This window comes from Pseudomonas sp. Tof1 (genome assembly GCF_055390395.1).
In genome coordinates, this window is the sequence record NZ_AP024344.1 from 2,698,784 (window position 1) to 2,720,259 (window position 21,476).

A 21,476-nucleotide genomic window follows, 5' to 3' on the forward strand; every position below is an offset into this window, starting at 1 on the left:
TCTAGGGGATGAGTCGGCCCCTCGACAAACGATGAAATTTCGGATTAGCCATTAGAAAAACTAGGAGCAAGCGCCATGGTCCGTCCTCATTTGCCACTCAATGCCCTGCGGGCTTTCGAGGCCTCCGCGCGGCACTTGAGTTTTACCCGGGCAGCGGTCGAGTTGTGCGTGACTCAGGCGGCGGTCAGCCATCAGGTCAAGAGCCTTGAGAGCCAGTTGCAGGTCGCTCTGTTCAAGCGCCTGCCCCGTGGCCTGATGCTGACCGCCGAAGGCGAGAGCCTGCTGCCGGTGCTGTGCGAGTCGTTTGACCGGATTGCCCAGGCCCTGGGCCGGTTCGAGGGTGGGCACTACCGGGAGGTGCTGACGGTGGGGGCGGTGGGCACGTTCGCCGTGGGGTGGTTGTTGCCGCGGCTGGCGGATTTTCGCGAGAGCCACCCGTTTATCGACCTGCGCCTGTCCACCAACAACAACCGGGTGGATGTGGCGGCCGAGGGGCTCGATTTCGCTATTCGTTTCGGTACGGGAGCCTGGCATGGCGTCGACGCCATGCGCTTGCTGGAGGCACCGCTCTCGGTGTTGTGCACTGCGCAGGTCGCCGAGCAATTGCAGTCTCCGGCGGATGTTCTGAAACAGACGCTGTTGCGTTCCTACCGCACCGATGAATGGCCCGAGTGGTTCCAGCGTGCCGGCTTGCCGAGCAACAGCCTGGTGGCCGACAGTGTGGTTTTCGATTCGTCGCTGGCGATGATGGAGGCTGCATTGCAGGGAGCGGGGGTGGCGCTGGCGCCGCCGATGATGTTCTCTCGCCAATTGGATACCGGTGATATCCGGCAGCCTTTCGATATCGGTATCGTCACGGGCAGCTACTGGCTGACCCGCTTGCAGTCGCGTGCCGAAACGGCGGCGATGGCGGCCTTTCGCAAATGGCTGGTCGAGCAATTGCGTTGATGGGAACTCAGGTGTGAATCAGCGCAACGGCGAAAGAGACTACGATTGCGCAGGCAATGGCCAGGTTCAGGTTCATGGTGGAGCATCCGACGGTTGAAAGGTGACTTATCCTGTCGGGAACCGAGGCAAATAAAAAATTCCGTTTCACGATTTGAATGATCAATTGAAATGATGATTCGGTGCCTGGAGTCAGTGGCACTCGTCTTGTGGCTGGCCGGCTCAGCGGGTCAGCAGGTCGAACGCCAGCTTGAGCAGCGGTATCGCGACACAGATGAGGATCAGGCCAATCTGCCAGCGCATCACGTTGATCTGTGCCTGCAACCCGGACATCGACAACCGGAGGTCCGCGCCCTGCTGCTGCATCAACAGGCGAAGCTCGCTGCCTTGTTCGTGGCTCTGCGTGCGGAGTTCGGCACCTTGCTGGAACATCAGGGTACGCAACTCGTGGTTCTGTTCCTTGAGCAGGGTACGCAGCTCATGGGCCTGTTCTTTCATCGTGGTGCGCAGTTCGTGAACCTGCTCGTTCATCGTGGCGCGCAGTTCGTGAGCCTGCTCGTTCATCGTGGCGCGCAGTTCGTGAACCTGCTCGTTCATCGTGGTTCGCAGTTCGTGAACCTGCTCGCTCATCGTTGCGCGCAGGTCCTTGCCCTGCTCGGAGATCGATGCCAGCAGGCGTTCCTCGGTCTGTCGCAGATCGGATCCTGACGCAAGATTCTGCATTTCGGCCTCCCAGGCATCTGCCGCTGCCTTGGCTTTATCGGGGGAGCGCTGGCGGTGGTCAGCGCCTCGTATAGGCTCAGGGATAAGTTCATCATTGCTCCTGCGATAGACGATAGCGATCCAGGTGCGATAGTCGATTCAAGCTGGCAGTGCCTGATAGTCAGTTCGTTCTTCAGATTTTGTGGGCAATTGCCTAGCTTGTTGCCTGCCATTCAACGATGTCCGCTGTGCAGTCCAGACACTCTCACAGGCGAGTGCTGAAACACCTTTTAGTGATCCGGGCAGCCCTGTATTCGGCTCAGGCGCAGTCTGGTGCGCGTCACCCAGGTCGATCCCGGGCAGGCGAGGCCGGACCCGCAATGGCTGGACAACGTCAGGAAAATCCCTTCGCCCAGAAGCTGGGCAGGTGACAAAAGTCCCTCACGAATCTTCTATAGGTTAGAGTCGGCGCCTACGTCGATGTACCTCATCCGAGATCCGAGTCCTACATGCAGCCACACCCGCAGCGTCCTCTCTGGCAGGTCTATCTGGTTTTCCTCGCACCCATGGTGCTGTCCAACTTCCTGCAGTCGTTTTCCGGCACGCTGAACAGTATCTACATCGGTCAGATGTTGGGCACCGAAGCCCTGGCGGCGGTGTCCGGAATGTTTCCGGTGGTGTTCTTCTTCATTGCCCTGATCATCGGCCTGGGGGCCGGCGCCTCGGTGCTGATCGGCCAGGCCTGGGGCGCGCGTGAACTGCATGCGCTCAAGGCCGTCGTGGGCGCGACCCTGACCCTGGGCATGCTGATCGGACTGGTGGCGGCGGTACTCGGTAGCATTTTCGCCCGGCCGGCCCTGCAGGCGCTGGGTACGCCCGCCGATGTCCTGGACGACGCGGTCGGCTACGCGCAGGTGATGATGCTGACCATGCCGCTGTTGCTGATTTTCATCCTGTTCACCCAACTGTTGCGCGGTATCAGCGACACGCTGTCGCCCCTACTGGCCTTGCTGGTCTCCACCGGTATCGGTCTGGTCATGACGCCGGCACTGATCCGTGGCTGGTTGGGACTGCCGCAGATGGGTATTCAGAGCGCGGCCCTGGCTAGCCTGGCGAGTACGGCCTGTGCGATGGCGTTCCTGGGGTTGCGTCTGCGCCAGCAGGACAGTGTCATGGCACCGGACCGCGAAATGCTGGCGGCGATGCGCCTGGACCGGGCGATCCTCGGCAAGGTACTGCGTATCGGCCTGCCGACCGGGCTGCAGATGATCGTGCTGTCGTTGTCCGAGTTGGTGATCCTGGCGCTGGTCAACCAGCACGGTTCCCAGGCCACCGCGGCCTATGGCGCGGTGACGCAGATCGTCAACTACGTACAGTTCCCGGCGCTGTCGATCGCTATCACCGCCTCGATCCTCGGCGCACAAGCCATCGGGGCAGGGCGCCTGGAGCGGATCGGGCCGATCCTGCGCACGGGCATGCTGATCAACACCGGCCTGACCGGTGGGCTGATCGCCCTCGGATATGGTCTTTCCCATTGGCTGCTGGGCCTGTTCATCACCGATCCGGCGACCAGGGCCACCGCCGGCCACCTGTTGCACATCCTGCTCTGGAGCCTGTTGATATTCGGCTTCCAGGCGTTGATCGGTGGCATCATGCGGGCCAGTGGCACGGTGATGGCGCCGGTATTGATCATCATTTTCTGCATTGTCGCAATTGAGCTGCCGGTGGCCTATCTGCTCGATGCCCGTCTGGGCCTCGAGGGCGTATGGATGGCTTTCCCGGCGGCCTATATCGGCATGCTGTTACTGCAGGCCGTCTATTATCAGCTGGTCTGGCGGCACAAGCGGATCGAACGGCTGATCTGATCGTCGGGCGCTCAGGCCGGCTTGCGTGGCGAGCGTCGTCCCGCCGGGAAACCGTGGCGGCGGGCAGCCCAGGCAATCAGCCAGGCCGGCAGCAGCCAGGCCAGCAGCGACCAGGGAATCGACGCCGCGCCGAAGGTGTCCAGCAGCAGTGCGCCCATCACGCCACTGGCGGCAAACGCCAGGTTGAAGGCGGTCACCAGCATCGACTGAGCCGTATCGGCAGCCTCGCCGGCCGCATCGGCCAATGCGGTCTGCAGCAGGGTTGGCGCGCCGCTGAAGCTCAGGCCCCAGAGTGTTACGCCCACATACAGCACGGCCGTCGAGGCGCCGTTCAGACCCAGGGTCAACGCCACGGCGGCGAAGATGCCCAGGCTGAGCAGGACCAGCCGGCGCAGCCAGCGATCGACCAGCAGGCCCACCAGCCAGATGCCCAGCATGGCCGAAATGCCGAAAACCAGCAGCACACGTTCCAGCGATACGGCCGGGCCGGCACTTTCCAGGAAGGGGGCGATATAGGTGTAGAGGCTGTAGTGCGCCATGATCCAGAGCCAGACCACCAGCAACACCGGCCGTACGCCCGGCGTGTTCAGCACCCTGCGCAGGGGCAGGCGGGCAATGGGTCCTGGCGTATGGGTTTGGGGAATTCCCAGCCTTACCCAGAGCATCAGCACAAGGCTCAGCCCCGAGAGCAGGGCAAAGATCGTTCTCCACTCAACCCAGTGGGTGAGCCAGGCACTGAGCGGTACGCCCAGCGCCAGGGCCAGCGGAATGCCGAGCATCGCCAGGGCCATGGCACGGCCTTGCAGGGGCACCTCGACCATGCTCCGTGCGCAGCCGGCGAGCAGGCTCCAGGCCAGGCCGGTGGCCGCGCCGATCAGCAGACGGGCAAGCAGGGTCAGGGCATAGGAAGACGACAGGGCGCTCAGGGCATTGCCGAGAAAGAACACGGCGAGGGTCAACAGCAGCAACGAGCGTCGTCCGAGACCACGGGTGGCGAGCGTCAGCGGGATCGCCGCGAGCCCCGAGCCCAGGGCGCAGAGTGTCACCCACTGGCCCGCCAGGGCTTCGGAAACATCGAGCCCCCGGGCGATCTGCGGCAGCAGCCCGGCCGGGACGGTTTCGTTGGCGGTGGCGATGAAACTGGTCATGGTCAGCGCCAGCAGGCGCGCAATCGGCAGGCGGGCAGCCGTGAGCGTAGGCTGGCTGGCGAGCAGGGAATGGTTCATGTCCGGGACTACCTTCCAGGGTGGATTCGGGATCGCATCGGCGAGGGCGGTAATCTGCGGCATCGCGGGGCATTTGATAATGGGCCGGTTCCTTGATGAACTTTCAACGCCAGATTGAAAGTGACCGCCGGGTTGGGCAAGGGCACCTCGACCTGTTGCTTCTTTGGCGGGGGATGCGCATGCTGGTGCCTCGTGGAACCGAGGAGGCGTGCAGGTGATGCTGGGTGTCAGTAACTACGGGGCGTTCGTGCTCGCGTTCGTGATTCTGCTGTTGATTCCGGGGCCGGGAAATTTCGCCCTGATCACCTCGACCGGCAAGGGGGGTGTGCGCGCAGGGCTGGCGGCGACCGTCGGGGTGATCCTCGGTGACCAGGTACTGATGTGGCTGGCGGTCGCGGGCGTGGCTTCTCTGCTCAAGGCCTATCCGGCAGCGTTTCACCTGGTGCAGTGGATGGGCGCGGCGTACCTGCTCTATCTCGGCAGCCGACTGCTGTTCGCCAAGTCCGGCACGGCGATGCCCTTCGAGATGAAAGCCCGCCAGTACCTGCGCCAGACCATGATCATCACCTTGTTCAACCCCAAGGCGATCCTGTTCTACATGGCGTTTTTCCCACTGTTCATCGACCCGGCCCAGCATCCGGGCGCGCTGACCTTCGCCTTCATGGCGGTGACCGTCTCGTCGCTGACCTTCCTCTATGGCCTGGTCGTGGTGCTGCTGACGCACTTCTTCGCCGAAAAGGTACGATCCAGCCGCAAGCTGACCACGGCGCTGGAAAAGGTCGCCGGCATGTTCCTGATCGGCTTCGGCATCCGTGTGGCGGTCCAGTAATTCGCCGCTCGACGAACGTCCCGCCGTTGCATGGGCTTACCCGCTCTTGCGGCAGGGGGACGTGGCTTGAATCGGGACGCACTTGAGCGCAACCAGATACCGCTCTACTTCGTTGCGGTGACCATCGCGATACTGCTCGGGCTGATGGCTCCCGGTATCGCCCGGGGCCTTGATGCCCTGGTGACGCCGGCGATCGCGGTGCTGATGTACGCGATGTTCCTGCAGATTCCCTTCCTCGACTTGCGCCAGGGCCTTGGCCACAAGGGCTTCATGTCGGCGTTGCTGCTGGCCAACTTCGTGCTGGTGCCACTGCTGGCCTGGGCGTTGAGTCGCGGCCTGGTGGCGCATCCGGCCATTCTGGCAGGGGCACTGCTGGTCCTGCTCACGCCCTGCATCGACTACGTGGTGGTGTTCACCCATATCGGCAGGGGCGATTCGCGGCGGGTACTGGCGGCGACGCCGATCCTGTTGCTGCTGCAACTGATACTGCTGCCGGTCTACCTGGCCTGCATGCTGGGTGGTCAGTCCGCGGTGGTGATAGCGGTCGGGCCGTTTGTCGAAGCCTTCCTCCTGCTGATCGTCGCGCCATTGCTGCTGGCCCTGACGACCTCGGCACTGGCCCGCCGTTCGCGAGTGGTCACGGCCTGGAACGACAGCTGGGCCTGGCTGCCGGTACCGGCGATGGCCGCGGTGCTGGTGGCGGTGATCGGATCGCAGATCGCCGGAGTGGTGCGCGATATCGAGCGTCTTGCGCCGGTGTTGCCGGTGTACCTCGGCTTCCTGCTGCTGGCACCGCTGGCGGGTGCACTGGCCGCGCGCCTGTGCCGACTGCCGGCGAGCGCGGCCCGTGCCGTCGTCTTCAGTGCCTCCACGCGCAATTCCCTGGTGGTGCTGCCGCTGGCCCTGGCGTTACCCGAGGATATCCGCAGCCTGGCAGCTGCCGCCGTGATCACCCAGACCCTGGTCGAGCTGGTGGGGGAGCTGATCTATGTGCGTGCCATTCCGGCGCTGGTCTGGCGCAATCGCCCGGATGACTCCCAGGGCTGACGCCCTTCTACAGTTCCTCGATGGCGGCCCGGATCTGATTGGCGACCGGCTGCTCCAGGGTGCTGTAGAGCTGGGCCAGGACCCGGCCGCTTTTCGAGCGATAGACATGCGGGCCGGCCAGGGCCCGCAAGGCATGAAAGTGCTCCTGCAGATGATCGCAGTATTCGCGGGTCTCGCAGACGAAGAACTGGCCGCCCTTGGGCGCGATGCTGGGGAATGCCACTTCCACCCGCTCCTTGTAGGTGTTGGGCAGCAGGCTCAGGGGCTTGCGCTTCGGGTAGCTCACGGCCCCGAAGGGCACCCCGTTGGCCTTCAGGGCCTCCAGCACCGCATTGGCGGTTGGCGGGGTGTCGCTGCCGCAGGCGACCAGGGGCAGGCCGGCGATCATCAATAGAAGGGCTTTCATCCTGACACTCCTTGTTCCATGTACGCTTTCTCAATCGGTGACGACCGATGGGAACGGACAGCCGGGTAGGCTGTTTCTCCATCTTCGCAGATTGTGCAGGCGTGCTGTCCCAAGGTTTGTCAGTTGTGTCCCGATATTTCCAAGCCATTATTCCGCTTGTTGTCAGCCACTTCGTATACCGGGCCGGGGTGAATAGACGGCGCGGCGATCAGGCAGAGACCGGATGCCTATCCGTGTTGCACTCCCGCCCGCTTGAGCAGCTGCTTGCAGCGTTCCGACAGATGTTCGACCCGCAGGTGCTTGCCGGCCTTGGCGTAACGTTCCCGCAGGCTTTTCAGTGCGGCAATCGCCGAGTAGTCGACGAAACTCAGGTGGCGGCAGTCCAGCACCACCTTCTGTGGGTCGTTGGCCGGATCGAACAGGTTCTGGAATGGCGTGGTCGAGGCGAAGAACAGCGTGCCGTGCAAGCGGTACAGCTTGCTGCCGTCGGGCTCCTGATGGGTATCGGCGTACAGTTCGCGGGCATGCTGCCAGGCGAAGTTCAGCGCAGCGATCACGATCCCGCACAGCACCGCCATCGCCAGGTCGGTCAACACCGTGATCACCGTGACCGCGATGATCACCAGCACATCGTTCACCGGCACCTTGTTCAGCACCCGCAGCGAAGCCCAGGCGAAGGTCTGCTGGGACACCACGAACATCACTCCCACCAGTGCGGCCAGCGGGATACGTTCGATCAGCGGTGACAGGAACAGCACGAACAGCAGGACCATCAGCCCGGCCACCACGCCGGACAGTCGGCCACGGCCACCGGAACTGAGGTTGATCACCGTCTGGCCAATCATCGCGCAGCCGCCCATGCCACCGAACAGGCCGGAAACCATGTTGGCCACGCCCAGTGCGGTGCACTCGCGATCCGGGTAGCTGCGGGTTTCGGTGATCTCGTCGGTGAGGTTGAGGGTCAGCAGGGTTTCCAGCAGGCCGACCAGGGCCATCAGCACCGCATAGGGGGCGATGATCTGCAGGGTTTGCAGGTTCCACGGCACTTGTGGCAGCGTGGGCAGCGGCAGGCCGCCGGCGATGTGGGCCATGTCGCCCAGGGTGCGGGTCGGCAGGCCGCACAGGTAGACCAGCAGGCCGACCCCGAGGATCGCCACCAGTGCCGGCGGTACGCTGCGGCTCAGGCGCGGTAGCAGGTAGACGATGGCCATGGTCAGTGCCACCAGGCCGAGCATCACGGCCAGCGGTTCACCGCGGATCCAGCCCTCGCCGTCCTTGAACTGCTCCAACTGGGCCAGGGCGATGATGATCGCCAGCCCGTTGACGAAGCCGAGCATCACCGAGTGCGGCACCATCCGCACCAGCTTGCCCAGGCGCAACAGGCCGAAGGCGACCATGATCAGGCCGCCGAGCACGACCGTCGCCAGCAGGTATTGCACGCCGTGCTGCACCACCAGGGCGACGATCACCACCGCCATGGAACCTGCGGCACCGGAAATCATGCCCGGCCGGCCGCCGAACAGCGCGGTCAGTGTGCAGATGATGAAGGCGCCATACAGGCCCATCAGCGGGTTGAGATGAGCGACCAGGGCAAAGGCGATGCACTCGGGCACCAGGGCGAAAGCGGTGGTGAGTCCGGCCAGGACATCGGCGCGTAGGCGGGCGGGTTTCATGGTGTACCTGAGATGGGGGCCAGCGGGGGAGCAAGCGAGGGCTATATGAAAGGCGGGAAATGTTACGGAAATGTAACAGGTCCTGCAAAAAAGTCGGTAACGGGCATTCGCAGCGGCTACCTTGTCAAGGGCCTGCGCAGACAGGCGTCTGCGTTCCCAGCAAATAAGAAAAAGAGAATTCGGCTCATGAAATTCGAAACCCTTGCGCGCTCGCTGCTGGCGACGGCGCTGATTCTGGCTGTTACCCCTGTCCATGCGGCGTCCCAGGCACCGGTCGCCGGTGAGAACGGCATGGTCGTCACCGCGCAACACCTGGCCACCCACGTCGGGGTGGATGTGCTCAAGGCGGGCGGCAATGCGGTGGATGCCGCGGTGGCGGTCGGTTACGCCTTGGCGGTGGTTTATCCGGCAGCCGGTAACCTCGGCGGTGGCGGCTTCATGACCGTGCAGTTGGCCGATGGCCGCAAGACCTTCCTCGACTTCCGTGAAAAGGCGCCGCTGGCCGCCACGGCCAACATGTACCTGGACAGGGACGGCAACGTCGTCCCCAACCTGAGTTCGAAAGGACACCTGGCGGTTGCCGTGCCGGGCACGGTTTCCGGCCTGGAACGGGCACTGGAAAAATACGGCACGAAAAAGCGCGCCGACGTGATCGCCCCGGCCATCAGGCTGGCCGAGGAGGGGTTCGCACTGGAGCAGGGCGACATCGACCTGTTGCACACCGCCACCGACGAGTTCCGCCAGGATATCCACGACTCCGGTGCAATCTTCCTGAACAGGGGCGAGCCGCTGCAGGTCGGCGAGAAACTGGTGCAGAAGGACCTGGCGAAAACCCTGCGGGAAATCTCCGCCAAGGGTACCGACGGCTTCTACAAGGGCTGGGTGGCCAAGGCCATCGTCGACTCCAGCCAGGCCGGCAAGGGCATCATCACCCAGGATGACCTCGACAGGTACAAGACCCGCGAGCTGGCCCCCATCGAGTGCGACTACCGCGGCTACCACATCGTCTCGGCACCGCCACCCAGCTCCGGTGGCGTGGTGATCTGCGAGATCCTGAACATCCTCGAAGGTTATCCGATGCAGCAACTGGGCTATCACTCGGCCCAGGGCCTGCACTACCAGATCGAGGCCATGCGCCACGCCTATGTCGATCGCAACAGCTACCTGGGCGATCCCGATTTCGTCAAGAACCCGGTGGCGCAGCTGCTGGACAAGGCCTATGCCGAGAAGCTGCGGGCCGCGATCGATCCGCACAAGGCCGGACTCTCCCGGACCTCAAGCCGGGTGTGGCGCCTCATGAAGGCAACAACACCACCCATTATTCGATCGTCGACCAGTGGGGCAACGCGGTGTCGGTGACCTACACCCTCAACGACTGGTTTGGCGCCGGGGTGATGGCGAGCGGGACCGGGGTCCTCCTCAACGACGAGATGGACGACTTCACCGCCAAGGTCGGCGTGCCGAACATGTACGGCCTGGTGCAGGGCGAGGCGAATGCCATCGCGCCTGGCAAGACGCCGCTGTCATCGATGAGCCCGACGATCGTCACCAGGGATGGCAAGGCGGTCATGGTGGTCGGTACGCCCGGTGGCAGCCGGATCATCACCGCAACACTGCTGACCATCCTCAATGTCATCGACTACCGGATGAATATCCAGGAAGCCGTGGATGCGCCACGTTTCCATCAGCAATGGCTGCCGGAGGAGACCAATCTCGAGACCTACGCGATAAGCCCGGACACGCAGAAGATTCTCGAAAGCTGGGGGCACCGGTTCACCGGCCCGCAGCCGCTGAATCACCTGGCGGCGATCCTGGTCGGCGCGCCTTCGCTCGATGGCAAGCCGGTGGGCAACAACCGCTTCTACGGGGCCAATGACCCGCGGCGCAATACCGGCCTGTCGCTGGGCTACTGAGTGCTCGCCGGCGGCGGCCCTGGCGCCTTGCGGGCGTCCGGGGCCGCTGGCCGGTTCAGCGGCGGCCGGCGTTTCGCAGGGTGAGCGGCACGATCAGCCGGTGAAACGGCGCCACCGGCAGCATGTACAGGCGGCCCAGCCGATTGTGCGTGTGGACCACCGTCGACAATGTGAGGGTGCGCGTACCCTCTGGGGTGACGGGCGAGTGGTGCAGCGTCAGATAGACATCGAGGTGCCTGTCGCGGTCGGCCAGCATCACTTCATCCGGCTGGTTGGAGACCAGCGTGAAGATCCCGACGCGATCGTTCTCCCGGTAGTCGGCATCCGCCCGCGCCAGGTCGATGCGGGTCAGGCGCCCCAGGTCCTTGAGCCCGAACAGGCCCACAAGGCGATTGCGCAACTGCATCAGCCCGTCGATCCAGGCCGGTGTCGTCGCCATCATGTTCAACGCATGGCGCAGGGCCGTGCGGTCGAGATGGCTATCGCTGATGCACTGGCTGTCGACGAAGTCGGCGTTGGCCAGCAGGCGGTTGATACTCGAGTCGGGTGGTACCGGGCAGCGGTGCACGGCGGGCTTCATCAATGGCGATCCTTGCGGGAAATGAATGGAGCCCCGAGCCATGTCGGGGTCTCCACTCTACGTGAACCGGCCGCTGCATGCATCCGGCCCGATCCGCTATTGCGGGCGGCCCACGGTTTCCAGCGGGCCTTCACGCCGCGGGATATAGGCGACGCTGCCATCCTCGCGGGTATGGGCGAGCCGCGCGCCGTTGGTGGGTTGGGTCAGCACGACGTCATGATCGGCCGCGAGGTAGTTCAGGGGCAGCGGGTCGCCGGCCCGGAAGCTGGTGACGATCAGCGTCCGCGTCGGGTCCCAGCGGCGGCCGCTGGTTCTTTCCAGCCAGTCGATCAGGTCGTCGCTGTCGCCGTTGCGCGGGTAATCCTGGTTTTCCTGCACGTAGTAAAAGGGTCTGCCCTGGTTGTTCAGGTACATCGGCAGCTTGTTGTCGACCTCGATCATCACCATCTGCCATTCGTCCCACGGCGCCCGCTGGCTGGCCTTGGCCTGGACATCGTCGGCCAAACGCATGGCACCACCACCGCCATTGCTCCACGGATAGGCGATGCCAACGACCAGCAGCACGAATCCTGCCGCCGCCGCGAAACCCTTGGCCCAGCCGGGGCCGCTGACTTTGCCGTCGGCGCGTCTTTGCGCCATGCTTCGGGTCACCCACCAGGCCGCCAGCAACTGGGCGAACGGCACCAGCGGCAGCACGTAATAGCTGCGGCGGCTGCCGCTGGCGGTGAAGAACACGAACAACAGGCCCAGGCCCCAGACCAGCCAGCGGGTATTGGGCTCGATCCGTTTCCATTGGCGCAGTGCCAGCCACAGGCCCAACATCCAGCAGGGAGCCCAGGGCAGGGTGTAGGCCGGCAGGTAGATCAGGTAGGTGTAGATCGGGCCCATGTGGTCGAAAGGATCGAAAAAGCGCACGACGTTTTCCCTGAACACCAGTGCCAGACCACTCTCGCCGTAGGTCGGCGCACCGTACAGGTTCGACAGCACGAAGGGCACAGCGTAGAGCGCGAGGGCGGCCAGCAGGGCGGTCGGCAGCCGTAGGTTGAGATGGCGCTTCCAGCGGCCCCCGGCCAACAGGTGTGGCAGCAATAACAGTCCCGGCAGTACGAAGCCGATCAGGCCCTTGAGCAGCGAGGTCAGTGCCAGCATTAGGAAAAACATCGCGTAGCGTCCCAGGCGCGTGTCATCCGGGTCGCGCCAGTACCACCAGACAGCGGCCAGTACACCGAACACCGTGAGGATATCGGCGGTGGCCACGCGGGCCCAGAACACGAAGTAGAAGGTCGTCGCCAGCATCCAGCCGGCCACCAGGCCGGTACCCTTGCGCCACAGGCGCTCACCGAGCAGGTAGACCAGCCACACGCTCAGCCAGGCGGCAATCACCGAGGACAGGCGCAGCGAAACGTTGCCCAGTCCCCCCAGCAGCTTGGCGCTGGCGGTGATCAGCCAGTAGGAGGGCAGGGGCTTGTCGTAGTAGGGCAGCCCCTTGAGATACGAGTCGAAATAGTTGCCCGACTGCAGCATCTGCAAGGCGATGTTTGCCCAGCGGGTTTCCGCGCCCCACAACTCCCGCGAGCCCAGGCCCGACAGCAGAAGCAGGGCCGAAACGCCGAGCAAAAGGGCCAGGGCGCCTCTGTCGGTTTTCCAGTGGCTCAGGTTCATGGCCGGGTCTGCGGGAAGATAATGATCTCGCTGTCACCCTTGTGGTAGCGCTTGCCATCGGGTGGCAGCAGTCCGAGCTCCTCCATTTGCGCAGTGTCCCTGACGCGCATGACCACCCCCACCGAGCCTTGCCTGCGGGCTTCGCTCATCCACTGCCCGACGCTTTCGAGCGTGACCTGGCGCCCCTGCGCATCAGGGTAATCCAGGCCATATTTCAGTTCGCCGACGGTGTTGAACAAATCGACCTGTGGACATTGCAGGCGCCAGGAGAGCGCCGCGGCAGTGCCCAGCTCGTTGCTCAGCAGGCGCCTGGTCTGGCGCAGTTCATCCAGGTGTTCGGCGATGAACTGGTCGGGCATCTTGTGGTTCACCACGCTGGCCGGCATGCCTGCCGGCAGCAGGCTTACCAGCAGGGCGATACCCAGTGCCGGCATTGCCCAGAACGCCACGGGGCGCAGAACCTGCAGGGCATTGGCGATGATCCAGACCATCAGCATGATGAACACCAGCGACAGGCTGAACACCTCGGCATGACTGTTCGCATAGAGGCCGCGTGTCGCCTGCAGCACGAGCAGGCCAGCCAGCGCCACCACGCCCAGGGTCAGGTTGAGTATGCCGTTGAGGCGCAGGATGCGGCCTTCGGCACGGGCCACCCGATCGATCAGCGCATGGCCCATCATCAGTGCCAGCGGCAGCAGGCAGGGCATGATGTAGGTCGGCAACTTGCCCTTGCTCAGGCTGAAGAACGCCAGCGGCAGGGCGAACCACAGCCAGAGGAAGCCGATGCCGGCCTGGCGCCTTTGCTGCCAGGCCTGCTTGAACGTCGGCACCAGCAGCACCGACCAGGGCAGGCACGACACCACCAGCAACGGCAGGTAGAACCACCAGGGTTGTGCGTGTTGCGCGTTGTTGCCGGCAAAGCGCTGGATGTGCTCGTGCCAGAAGAAGAAATTCCAGTAGTCGGGTTCCTGGGCGTTGACCGCCATTACCCACGGCAGCGCGACGGCCAGTGCGACCACCACGGCGATCGGACCGCAGCGCAGCAACTCACCCAGGCGGCGCTGCCAGATCATGTAGGGCAGGGCGACCAGCACCGGCAGCAGCAGGGCCAGAAACCCCTTGGTCAGGAACCCCATGCCGCAGGCCAGACCCAGCACGGCCCAGGCCCACAGACGCTGGCGGCGCTGCTGGCTGTCGCTGGCGAACCAGAAAGCGACCAGGCTGAGGTTCGACCACAGGGTGAACTGCGGGTCGAGGTTGGCATAGCCGGCCTGTCCGGCGACCAGGCCGAAGCTCATGAACAGCAGGGCCGAGGCGAAGCTCTTGCGCGGCTCGTTCCACAGGCGGCGGGCGATCAGGTAGGTCAGCAACACGCTGAGCCCGGTACTGAGTGCCGAGGCGACACGCACACCGAACAGGTTTTCGCCAAAGATGGCCTGGCCGATGGCGATCATCCAATAGCCGGCGATGGGTTTTTCAAAGTACCGCAGGCCCATGAAATGTGGAGCGGTCCAGTTACCGCTAAGCAACATTTCCTGGCTGATCTGGGCGTAGCGGGTTTCGTCGGGGATCCACAGGCCGTGAAACATCATCGGCAACAGATAGAAGAGTCCGAAGGCGAGTATCAGGGTCGGCAGCGACCAGCGCCTGAGCGTCGCGGGGGAGAGGTGGGGAATGTGAGCGTTCATGAGTTGGCCTTAGCGGTCTCTACCGCCACAAGGGTTTTAACCAGGATTCGCGACAGCGGTTGTCCGACCGGTAACGCTGCAAACCATGGGTGCACGCCTGCCCGGACAGATTCAGGTTCACGACAGGAACCGAGCCTGGGGGGATTGTGGCGCAGACGTAAATGCCGGATCTGGCAGCGGGCGAGACTTCAACCGAAGTGGGCGAAGCAAGATGCATTCATTTGACGACCCGGTTCCATGGTCGTGATGTTTAAAATTGCAAAGTGTCCGTTACATGCCGCTCATATCCTGGTGCCGAGGGCGGTTGGCCAATCTTCGGCATTCAGAATGCCGAGCATTTTCAGCTGGCCGTCGGCACCTACCGAGACAAATAACGAACTGGTGTATTCGCTCTTGGCGACGTGGCGATAACCCAGTTGTTTTTCGAGGTCGTCGATGCAACCGCTATGGGTCACCAGCACCAGGTTGCGATGAGCCGCCTTGTGGGCGAGCGCATCCTGTCCCAGGGTTGGCCCGCAACTGACCAGCCAGTCCGCGGTGATGGCGCTCTTGCCGAACATCGCCTGCGCGGTCTGGGCGGTGCGCGTGGTCGGGCTGCTCAGTACGTCGGTGTTGTTCATGCCGACCTGCTGAAAGGCCCTGCCCACCTGCGCGGCGGAGCGGTTGCCCAGGCGGGTGATGCCATCCTCCGGACCCAGGCAGGGGTTGCTCGAACGGTCGCAGCGCTCGGCGTGGCGTACCAGTACGATCACATCCCCGGCTTTCCATTGCGCATAGACGCCAGTGCTGCGCAGGTGATCCCGCACCGCCAGGTCGATGGGGGTCCTGGGCCACAGGGCAAAGCCGGTGGCCATCAGAGCAGCCAGGGCCATGCCGACTGCCAGCAGTGCCGACCTGACGCGGGGCTTGAGGGGCTGCGGCAACACGGATTGGACGGCAGTAAGGATAACCACGAATTCCCCCATCGACTGGTCTGGCAACTTTGAAAGGGCATCGGCCCGGTAAATGACCCTCGTGATCAGGCGTCCACGGAGGGCTGATCGCGATAGTGGGAATTTAAAGAGGCGCAGGTGGGCGCGAAGTGAAAGCGTTGTGAAAAATTTGGAAGTGCGAATTCCCCCGGATTTACGGGGCTTTGGGCCGTATCCGGGAGTATTTGTGCGAGGGGTTTGCGGGGGGATGTCCGGCATGCCAATGCCGATCGTGGCTGGATCGACATTGGCAACTCAGTGGAAAAAACGGTTATTCGCCGCGGATGTATTGTTCCAGTTGGCGAATCAGGTCGGCCTGTTCGGCAATGGCCTCCTTGACCAGGTCACCGATCGACAGCAGGCCGATCAGCTGGCCGTCTTCCACCACCGGCAGGTGACGCAGGTGCTTTTCCGTCATGATGGCCATGCAGGTCTCGACCCGCTGGTGCGTGTCCACGGTGATGACCGGGGCATTCATGATCTCGCTGACCTTGGTGGTCACCGAGCTCAGCCCGTGCAGGATCACCTTGCGGGCGTAGTCGCGTTCACTGATGATGCCGACCACCTGGCCACTTTCGCTGACCACCGGCAGGGCACCGACGTTTTTCTCGGCCATCTTGATCAGTGCCTCGAACACGGTGTGATCGTTGCGGACGGTGTAAACCTCCTGGCGCTGGCTACCCTTGAGTTTCAACAGTTCTGCGACGGTCTTCATGGATGGCTCTCTCTTGCGGTTTTCATCTGGTTCTTGTGTCGCGGCCACACTCCATGGCGACCGGTCTTACAGAATCGTAGACTGATCCCGCGAGGACGATACAGAAAGCGGCCTCCAGACGCGAAAAAACGTCATTTTCCGCTCATTTGAGCGCCTTTATCCCACGCAATGCCCTCAAGCGTCGTCCTTCAGCTGTTTCCAGTCCAGGTCAAACCGTGCCAGGTACTTGCGCAGGCGGTCGGCATCGTTCGGGTTGGCCTTGGCCTGGCGCGAGGCGTTGAACAGTAGTCGGCCGGCATCCGAGAGGCTGCTGGCACGGCGGCAGACCTCGATCACCGCCTTCAGTTGCAGGCGGTCGAACAGGTCGATATCCCCGGCGCCCTCGCCGAGCAGGCGCTCCACGGCGTCCGTGGCTTCCCTCAGGCCCCAGGCGCGGCGCAGGCGGCCGATCTCCTCCTCGACGCGGGTTTCGTCGATACGCCCGCTGTCGGCCAGGGTCGCCATGCGGGTGATCGAGGCCGACAGCTCGCGAAAGTTGCCCAGCCAGCTCGCTTCGCTGGAGCAGGCGAAGGCCAGGTAGCGGCGCCGCGCCTGCACGTTGAAGCGCGCCAGGTGGCCCTGTTCGCGGGCGTGGCGCTCCAGCTCGAAATCCAGGTTCGGCTCGATGTCTTCGCGGCGGTCCGCCAGGCCGGGCAGGTCGAAGGTCCAGAGGTTGATGCGGGCGTACAGGTCCTCGCGGAACAGGCCTTCGGCCACCCGGCTGCGCAGGTCGCGATGGGTGCCGGCGATGATCAGGAAATCGCTGTCGACCTCCTTGTCCGAGCCCAGCGGGAAGAAGCGTTTCTCCTCGATGGCCTTGAGCAGCATCGCCTGTTCGTCCAGGCCCAGCTCACCGATTTCGTCGAGAAACAGCAGGCCGCCATCGGCTGCCCGCAACAGCCCCTCGCGACTGTTTTGCGCGCCGGTGAACGCGCCCTTGGTGTGGCCGAACAGCGCCGACATGGCGCCATCGCCACGCAGGGTGGCGCAATTGACCTCGACGAACCGGCCCTCGACCTGATGCCGGTTGCGCTTGAGTTCATAGATGCGTCGGGCGAGAAACGACTTGCCGGCCCCGGTCGGGCCAATCAGCAGCATCGGTGCACGTGAGCGCACGGCGACCCGCTCGATCTGCTCGATGGTGCGGTTGAAGGCGGCGTTGCGGGTGGCGATCCCGGACTTGAGAAAGGCCAGGCCCTCCAGGCGCCTGTCGCTGAAGCGCTTGGCGATCCGGTCGTAGCGCGACAGGTCGAGGTCGATCAGGGTGTGGGTGCCGGTGGCCCGGGCCTCTTCGTCCAGGCGTCGGGCCGGCGAAGTCTGCACCAGGCGTGCCGGCAGGTAGCGCGCTTCGGTCAGCAGGAACCAGCAGATCTGCGCCACGTGGGTGCCGGTGGTGATATGCACCAGGTACTCCTCATGCTCGGTATCGAAGTGGTAGGCGTTGGTGAAGTCGTCCAGCGCGCCGTACACCTCCTCGAAATCCCAGGGGTTGCGCAGGGTCATGGGGTGCAGGCGCACCTCGGTTTCCGGCGATACCTGGCGGATGTCGTTGCGGATCCGCTCGGCCAGGCTGACATCGCGGGCATCGGTGCCGTGGATCAGTTCGAAGCGATGGACCAGCAGGTCGGGCTGCTGGCACAGGCCGATGCTGGGCCGCCAATGCCCCCAGCGGTTGGCGCCCTTGCCGACGCGATCGAGGTTGGAACCGATGAAACCGATGGTGACCGTACGCTTGCTGGACATGTTTATCTTTTTGGATAAATGACGATATCCAATGATAAATAAAAATCACGGGGTCGTCGGGTCATTGAGTTGGATTTTTTTGGGTTAAAATATTTTTATCAATAAAATCAATTGTTTATAAAAATATTGGGCGGGTTCTGGAAAGCTGGCACGTGCTCTGCAATATCTCTGGCAACGAACGAGACAACAGAGCGAGAAGCCAAGATGGCCAACACCCAACTGTTCCAGACCCGCACCCAGCCTGTGGCCTGTGATACCCACAATGCCTCCGGCGCTGCGGCATACGCCTACACGGCTCGCCATGCCCTGGCACAGTTGGCGGTGACCGGTTGCCTGAACCAGACCTACCATGCCAGCGCACAAGGTCAGCTGGACGAAGTGCTCAAGCGGGTGGCCGAGGTCGACAGTGCCTTCGTCGCCAAGGCGGCGATCTACGCTCGCCAGCACGGTCACATGAAGGATATGCCGGCCTTGCTGCTGGCAGCCCTGGCGGCCCAGCGGTCGGTGATGCTGCCGGTGGTATTCGCCCAGGTGGTGGACAGCGGCAAGATGCTGCGCAACTTCGTGCAGATCCTGCGCAGCGGTGTCACCGGGCGCAAGTCGCTGGGCTCGCAGCCCAAGCGATTGGTCCAGGAGTGGCTGAACAACGCCAGCGAGCGACAGTTGCTGCAGGCTTCGGTGGGTAACCAGCCGTCCCTGGCCGACGTGCTGAAGATGGTTCATCCCAAGCCGGCAGAGGCCTGGCGCGAGGCATTCTTCGCCTGGGTGATCGGCAAGCCGGTGGCGTTCGATGCCTTGCCGCCGCTGACCCGATCGCTGCTGGAGTTTCGTGGCGGGGCGAGCCGGCAACTGCCGCAGGTACCGTTCCAGTTGCTGGGCAACGAGGCACTGGACCCGCAGCAGTGGGCGGAGCTGGCGATGAACATGGGCTGGCAGGCCCTACGGATGAACCTGAACACCCTGGCCCGCCACGATGCTTTCAAGGTTGCGGGATGTGCCGCGGCGGTGGCCGCGCGGTTGTCGAGCCCGGAGGAGGTGGCCAAGGCGCGGGTTTATCCGTACCAGTTGCTCGCGGCCTACCGGATGATCGGCGAGGAGGTGCCGGCGGTGATTGGCGAGGCGTTGCAGGATGCCCTGGAGTTGTCGCTGGACAATGTCCCGGCCTTGCGCGGCTCGGTGGTGGTCTGCCCGGATGTTTCCGGTTCCATGCACAGCCCGGTCACCGGTTATCGCCAGGGGGCGACCACGGCGGTGCGCTGCATCGATGTGGCGGCGATGATCGCGGCTGCCGTGCTGCGCAAGACGCCGCAGGCGAGGGTGATGCCCTTTGAAAACGAGGTGGTGAAGGTGCAGCTCAACCCACGCGACAGCGTCATGAGCAATGCCCAGAAACTGGCCGCGATCGGTGGCGGGGGAACCTGCTGTTCGGCGCCCCTGGCACAGTTGGTTCGTGAAAAGGCCAGGGTTGATACCCTGATCCTGGTCTCGGACAACGAATCCTGGATCGATGATCGCCGTTATGGCGCCAGTGAAACCCTGTTGCAGTGGGAGCGTCTGCGCCGGATCAACCCCGATGCGCGCCTGATCTGCATCGACCTGCAGCCCGGGGCGAGCACCCAGGCACCGGATCGGCCGGACATCCTCAATGTCGGCGGTTTCAGTGACGCGGTGTTCGATGTCATCGACCAGTTCACCGCCGGCACCTACAGTGCGCGGCACTGGGTGCAGGTGATCGACGAACTGCCGATCTGAACGAAGGAAAGCCTGCTCGCCCGTGATGGGCAGGGCGCGACCCTGTTGAATTTCGCGGCAACCGAATGCCGGTGGGACTACATCCAAAGACGTCTCATCACCCTCTTGTCGGTTGTCACGAAAGGTACGAATGCCAGTGGCTGTACATCTGAATGCCGGTCTGAATCCGGCCCGTGGCAACACGGATCAGTCACTTCCCTTGTCGTACCACCCTTTTGATGATTTACCCGGCGAATGCCGGTGGAACTACAGTACGCCGTGGTCGCGGGTTCGATTCCCGTACACCGCAAGGTGATAGCTCAATGGCAGAGCGTGGCGCAGGTTTCACCCCTCGTTGTCGCCGTCAAACCAGGACAAGGCCGAAGTTGCGGCCATCAGGAAATGAAGAATATGCAAGACCAGACCTACACCTTGCTCGAAGTCGCCAACGGCAAACCGATCAAACTCTGGACCCAGGGGGTTCCGGTCGAGCCCGAGGCTCGCCAGCAACTGATGAACACGGCGAAGATGCCGTTCATCTTCAAGCACATGGCGGTGATGCCCGATGTGCACCTGGGCAAGGGGTCGACCATCGGCAGCGTGATCCCGACGGTGGGCGCGATCATCCCGGCGGCGGTGGGCGTGGATATCGGCTGCGGGATGATTGCTGCCTGCACCTCGCTGACCGCCAGCGACCTGCCGGACAACTTGCAGGGCCTGCGTAGCGCCATCGAGCGGGCAGTTCCCCATGGTCGTACCAGCCCACGCAGTGGCCGTGATAAAGGCGCCTGGGAAGAGGTACCGAGTGTGGCCGACCTGGCCTGGTCGGCGCTGGAGCCGCGGTTCAAGGCCATTGCCGACAAGTACCCGAAACTGAAGAACGCCAACCATCGCAAGCACCTGGGAACCCTGGGGTCGGGTAACCACTTCATCGAGGTCTGCCTGGATGAGGCGAACCGGGTCTGGTTCATGTTGCACAGCGGTTCGCGTGGTGTCGGTAACGCTATCGGCAACCTGTTCATCGAACTGGCCCGTGCCGATATGCGCGGACACATCGCCAATCTGCCGGACCGGGACCTGGCGTACTTCGAGGAAGGCAGCCAGCACTTCGACGACTACGTCGAAGCGGTCGCCTGGGCCCAGGACTTCGCCCGGCAGAACCGTGCGGTGATGATGGAGGCGGTGATCGCCGCCACGCGCCAGGTGATTCGCAAGCCGTTCGACGTGGCGCTGGAGGCGGTGAACTGCCACCACAACTACGTGCAGAAGGAACGGCATTTCGGTGAAGAGGTGCTGGTGACCCGCAAGGGCGCGGTCTCGGCGAAGAAGGGTGAATTGGGGATCATTCCCGGTTCCATGGGGGCCAGGAGCTTCATCGTCCGCGGGTTGGGTAACGAGCAATCGTTCTGCTCCTGCAGCCATGGTGCCGGGCGGGTCATGAGCCGGACCAAGGCCAAGCAGATGTTCACGGTCGAAGACCAGATCCGCGCGACGGCCCATGTGGAGTGCCGCAAGGATGAAGCGGTGATCGACGAGATCCCGATGGCCTACAAGGACATCGACCAGGTGATGCACGCCCAGCGTGAGCTGGTGGAAGTGCTGCATACCTTGCGGCAGGTGGTTTGTGTGAAGGGGTAGGGCAAGGGGATGGGGTTGCCCAGGGGGACTCTGCTCCGTTGCAAAAGAAGGATGAAGATCATGTTGGACGGGGCGGCGCCTGTTGAGTGCATGGGGTGCCAGT

The 21,476-nt window shown here is 63.5% G+C and carries 16 protein-coding genes and 1 pseudogene; 7 read left to right on the forward strand and 10 right to left on the reverse strand.

All coding sequences use genetic code 11. The features are described 5' to 3' along the window. Positions 1-75: 75 nt before the first annotated feature. Positions 76-948 (forward strand): LysR family transcriptional regulator, encoded by an 873-nt coding sequence (locus ACZ5KU_RS12500; protein WP_464737241.1) that lies wholly within the window; start codon positions 76-78, stop codon positions 946-948. Between the two features lie 219 nt (positions 949-1,167). On the opposite strand, the gene ACZ5KU_RS12505 is transcribed toward ACZ5KU_RS12500, so the two are convergent. Then, entirely contained in the window at positions 1,168-1,668 is a 501-nt protein-coding gene (locus ACZ5KU_RS12505) for a DUF1640 domain-containing protein (RefSeq protein ID WP_464737242.1), read from the reverse strand. Between the two features lie 488 nt (positions 1,669-2,156). On the opposite strand from ACZ5KU_RS12505, the gene ACZ5KU_RS12510 reads away from it, so the two are divergent. After that, complete coding sequence (locus ACZ5KU_RS12510) at positions 2,157-3,512, forward strand: MATE family efflux transporter (protein ID WP_054056466.1); 1,356 nt, start codon at positions 2,157-2,159, stop codon at positions 3,510-3,512. A gap of 11 nt (positions 3,513-3,523) precedes the next feature. Here the strand turns inward: ACZ5KU_RS12510 and ACZ5KU_RS12515 are convergent, their stop codons facing one another. Then, on the reverse strand, positions 3,524-4,738 hold the full coding sequence (locus ACZ5KU_RS12515; RefSeq protein ID WP_054062782.1) for an MFS transporter: 1,215 nt from the start codon (positions 4,736-4,738) through the stop codon (positions 3,524-3,526). A 217-nt stretch (positions 4,739-4,955) separates the two neighbouring features. Here ACZ5KU_RS12515 and ACZ5KU_RS12520 point away from each other — a divergent pair, with 217 nt between their 5' ends. After that, positions 4,956-5,567 carry a LysE family transporter gene (locus tag ACZ5KU_RS12520; RefSeq protein WP_464737243.1) on the forward strand — a complete coding sequence of 204 codons (612 nt, stop codon included), beginning with the start codon at positions 4,956-4,958 and terminating at the stop codon, positions 5,565-5,567. Positions 5,568-5,633: 66 nt separating this feature from the next. Further along, a complete protein-coding gene (locus ACZ5KU_RS12525) occupies positions 5,634-6,614 on the forward strand; it encodes an arsenic resistance protein (RefSeq protein WP_464737244.1) in 981 nt (326 codons plus the stop codon). Positions 6,615-6,621: 7 nt separating this feature from the next. Here ACZ5KU_RS12525 and ACZ5KU_RS12530 read toward each other — a convergent pair whose 3' ends face one another. After that, complete coding sequence (locus tag ACZ5KU_RS12530; protein ID WP_054062580.1) at positions 6,622-7,020, reverse strand: hypothetical protein; 399 nt, start codon at positions 7,018-7,020, stop codon at positions 6,622-6,624. Between the two features lie 227 nt (positions 7,021-7,247). Next, positions 7,248-8,693: a SulP family inorganic anion transporter gene (locus ACZ5KU_RS12535; RefSeq protein ID WP_464737245.1), complete on the reverse strand. Its 1,446-nt coding sequence runs from the start codon at positions 8,691-8,693 to the stop codon at positions 7,248-7,250. 186 nt (positions 8,694-8,879) lie between these two features. Here ACZ5KU_RS12535 and ggt point away from each other — a divergent pair. Continuing rightward, positions 8,880-10,606 (forward strand): annotated as a pseudogene (gene ggt / locus ACZ5KU_RS12540) (gamma-glutamyltransferase). A 55-nt stretch (positions 10,607-10,661) separates the two neighbouring features. Here the strand turns inward: ggt and ACZ5KU_RS12545 are convergent. From ACZ5KU_RS12545 to rtcR, 6 genes are all read right to left on the reverse strand, one after another. Continuing rightward, complete coding sequence (locus tag ACZ5KU_RS12545) at positions 10,662-11,186, reverse strand: DUF2867 domain-containing protein (RefSeq protein WP_464737246.1); 525 nt, start codon at positions 11,184-11,186, stop codon at positions 10,662-10,664. A 96-nt stretch (positions 11,187-11,282) separates the two neighbouring features. Next, complete coding sequence (locus tag ACZ5KU_RS12550) at positions 11,283-12,848, reverse strand: ArnT family glycosyltransferase (protein WP_464737247.1); 1,566 nt, start codon at positions 12,846-12,848, stop codon at positions 11,283-11,285. Next, positions 12,845-14,536, reverse strand: coding sequence for a lipid IV(A) 4-amino-4-deoxy-L-arabinosyltransferase (gene arnT, locus ACZ5KU_RS12555; protein ID WP_464737248.1), 1,692 nt, complete (start codon positions 14,534-14,536; stop codon positions 12,845-12,847). Before arnT ends, ACZ5KU_RS12550 begins: the two co-directional genes overlap by 4 nt. A gap of 281 nt (positions 14,537-14,817) precedes the next feature. After that, positions 14,818-15,408, reverse strand: coding sequence for a lipopolysaccharide core heptose(II)-phosphate phosphatase PmrG (gene pmrG, locus ACZ5KU_RS12560; RefSeq protein WP_239687877.1), 591 nt, complete (start codon positions 15,406-15,408; stop codon positions 14,818-14,820). Positions 15,409-15,778: 370 nt separating this feature from the next. Further along, entirely contained in the window at positions 15,779-16,222 is a 444-nt protein-coding gene (locus ACZ5KU_RS12565) for a CBS domain-containing protein (protein WP_054056475.1), read from the reverse strand. A gap of 174 nt (positions 16,223-16,396) precedes the next feature. Beyond that, a complete protein-coding gene (gene rtcR, locus ACZ5KU_RS12570) occupies positions 16,397-18,004 on the reverse strand; it encodes an RNA repair transcriptional activator RtcR (RefSeq protein ID WP_464737249.1) in 1,608 nt (535 codons plus the stop codon). A gap of 204 nt (positions 18,005-18,208) precedes the next feature. On the opposite strand from rtcR, the gene ACZ5KU_RS12575 reads away from it, so the two are divergent. Continuing rightward, positions 18,209-19,756: a TROVE domain-containing protein gene (locus ACZ5KU_RS12575; RefSeq protein ID WP_054056477.1), complete on the forward strand. Its 1,548-nt coding sequence runs from the start codon at positions 18,209-18,211 to the stop codon at positions 19,754-19,756. Positions 19,757-20,146: 390 nt separating this feature from the next. After that, entirely contained in the window at positions 20,147-21,373 is a 1,227-nt protein-coding gene (locus ACZ5KU_RS12580; RefSeq protein ID WP_054056478.1) for an RtcB family protein, read from the forward strand. Positions 21,374-21,476 lie beyond the last annotated feature (103 nt).

Bases quoted from the DNA above. Each gene is read 5' to 3' on its own strand.
- ACZ5KU_RS12500 (WP_464737241.1), top strand. From the start codon at position 76: ATGGTCCGTCCTCATTTGCCACTCAATGCCCTGCGGGCTTTCGAGGCC.
- ACZ5KU_RS12505 (WP_464737242.1), bottom strand. From the start codon at position 1,668: ATGCAGAATCTTGCGTCAGGATCCGATCTGCGACAGACCGAGGAACGC.
- ACZ5KU_RS12510 (WP_054056466.1), top strand. From the start codon at position 2,157: ATGCAGCCACACCCGCAGCGTCCTCTCTGGCAGGTCTATCTGGTTTTC.
- ACZ5KU_RS12515 (WP_054062782.1), bottom strand. From the start codon at position 4,738: ATGAACCATTCCCTGCTCGCCAGCCAGCCTACGCTCACGGCTGCCCGC.
- ACZ5KU_RS12520 (WP_464737243.1), top strand. From the start codon at position 4,956: ATGCTGGGTGTCAGTAACTACGGGGCGTTCGTGCTCGCGTTCGTGATT.
- ACZ5KU_RS12530 (WP_054062580.1), bottom strand. From the start codon at position 7,020: ATGAAAGCCCTTCTATTGATGATCGCCGGCCTGCCCCTGGTCGCCTGC.
- ACZ5KU_RS12535 (WP_464737245.1), bottom strand. From the start codon at position 8,693: ATGAAACCCGCCCGCCTACGCGCCGATGTCCTGGCCGGACTCACCACC.
- ACZ5KU_RS12545 (WP_464737246.1), bottom strand. From the start codon at position 11,186: ATGAAGCCCGCCGTGCACCGCTGCCCGGTACCACCCGACTCGAGTATC.
- ACZ5KU_RS12550 (WP_464737247.1), bottom strand. From the start codon at position 12,848: ATGAACCTGAGCCACTGGAAAACCGACAGAGGCGCCCTGGCCCTTTTG.
- arnT (WP_464737248.1), bottom strand. From the start codon at position 14,536: ATGAACGCTCACATTCCCCACCTCTCCCCCGCGACGCTCAGGCGCTGG.
- pmrG (WP_239687877.1), bottom strand. From the start codon at position 15,408: ATGGCCCTGGCTGCTCTGATGGCCACCGGCTTTGCCCTGTGGCCCAGG.
- ACZ5KU_RS12565 (WP_054056475.1), bottom strand. From the start codon at position 16,222: ATGAAGACCGTCGCAGAACTGTTGAAACTCAAGGGTAGCCAGCGCCAG.
- rtcR (WP_464737249.1), bottom strand. From the start codon at position 18,004: ATGTCCAGCAAGCGTACGGTCACCATCGGTTTCATCGGTTCCAACCTC.
- ACZ5KU_RS12575 (WP_054056477.1), top strand. From the start codon at position 18,209: ATGGCCAACACCCAACTGTTCCAGACCCGCACCCAGCCTGTGGCCTGT.
- ACZ5KU_RS12580 (WP_054056478.1), top strand. From the start codon at position 20,147: ATGCAAGACCAGACCTACACCTTGCTCGAAGTCGCCAACGGCAAACCG.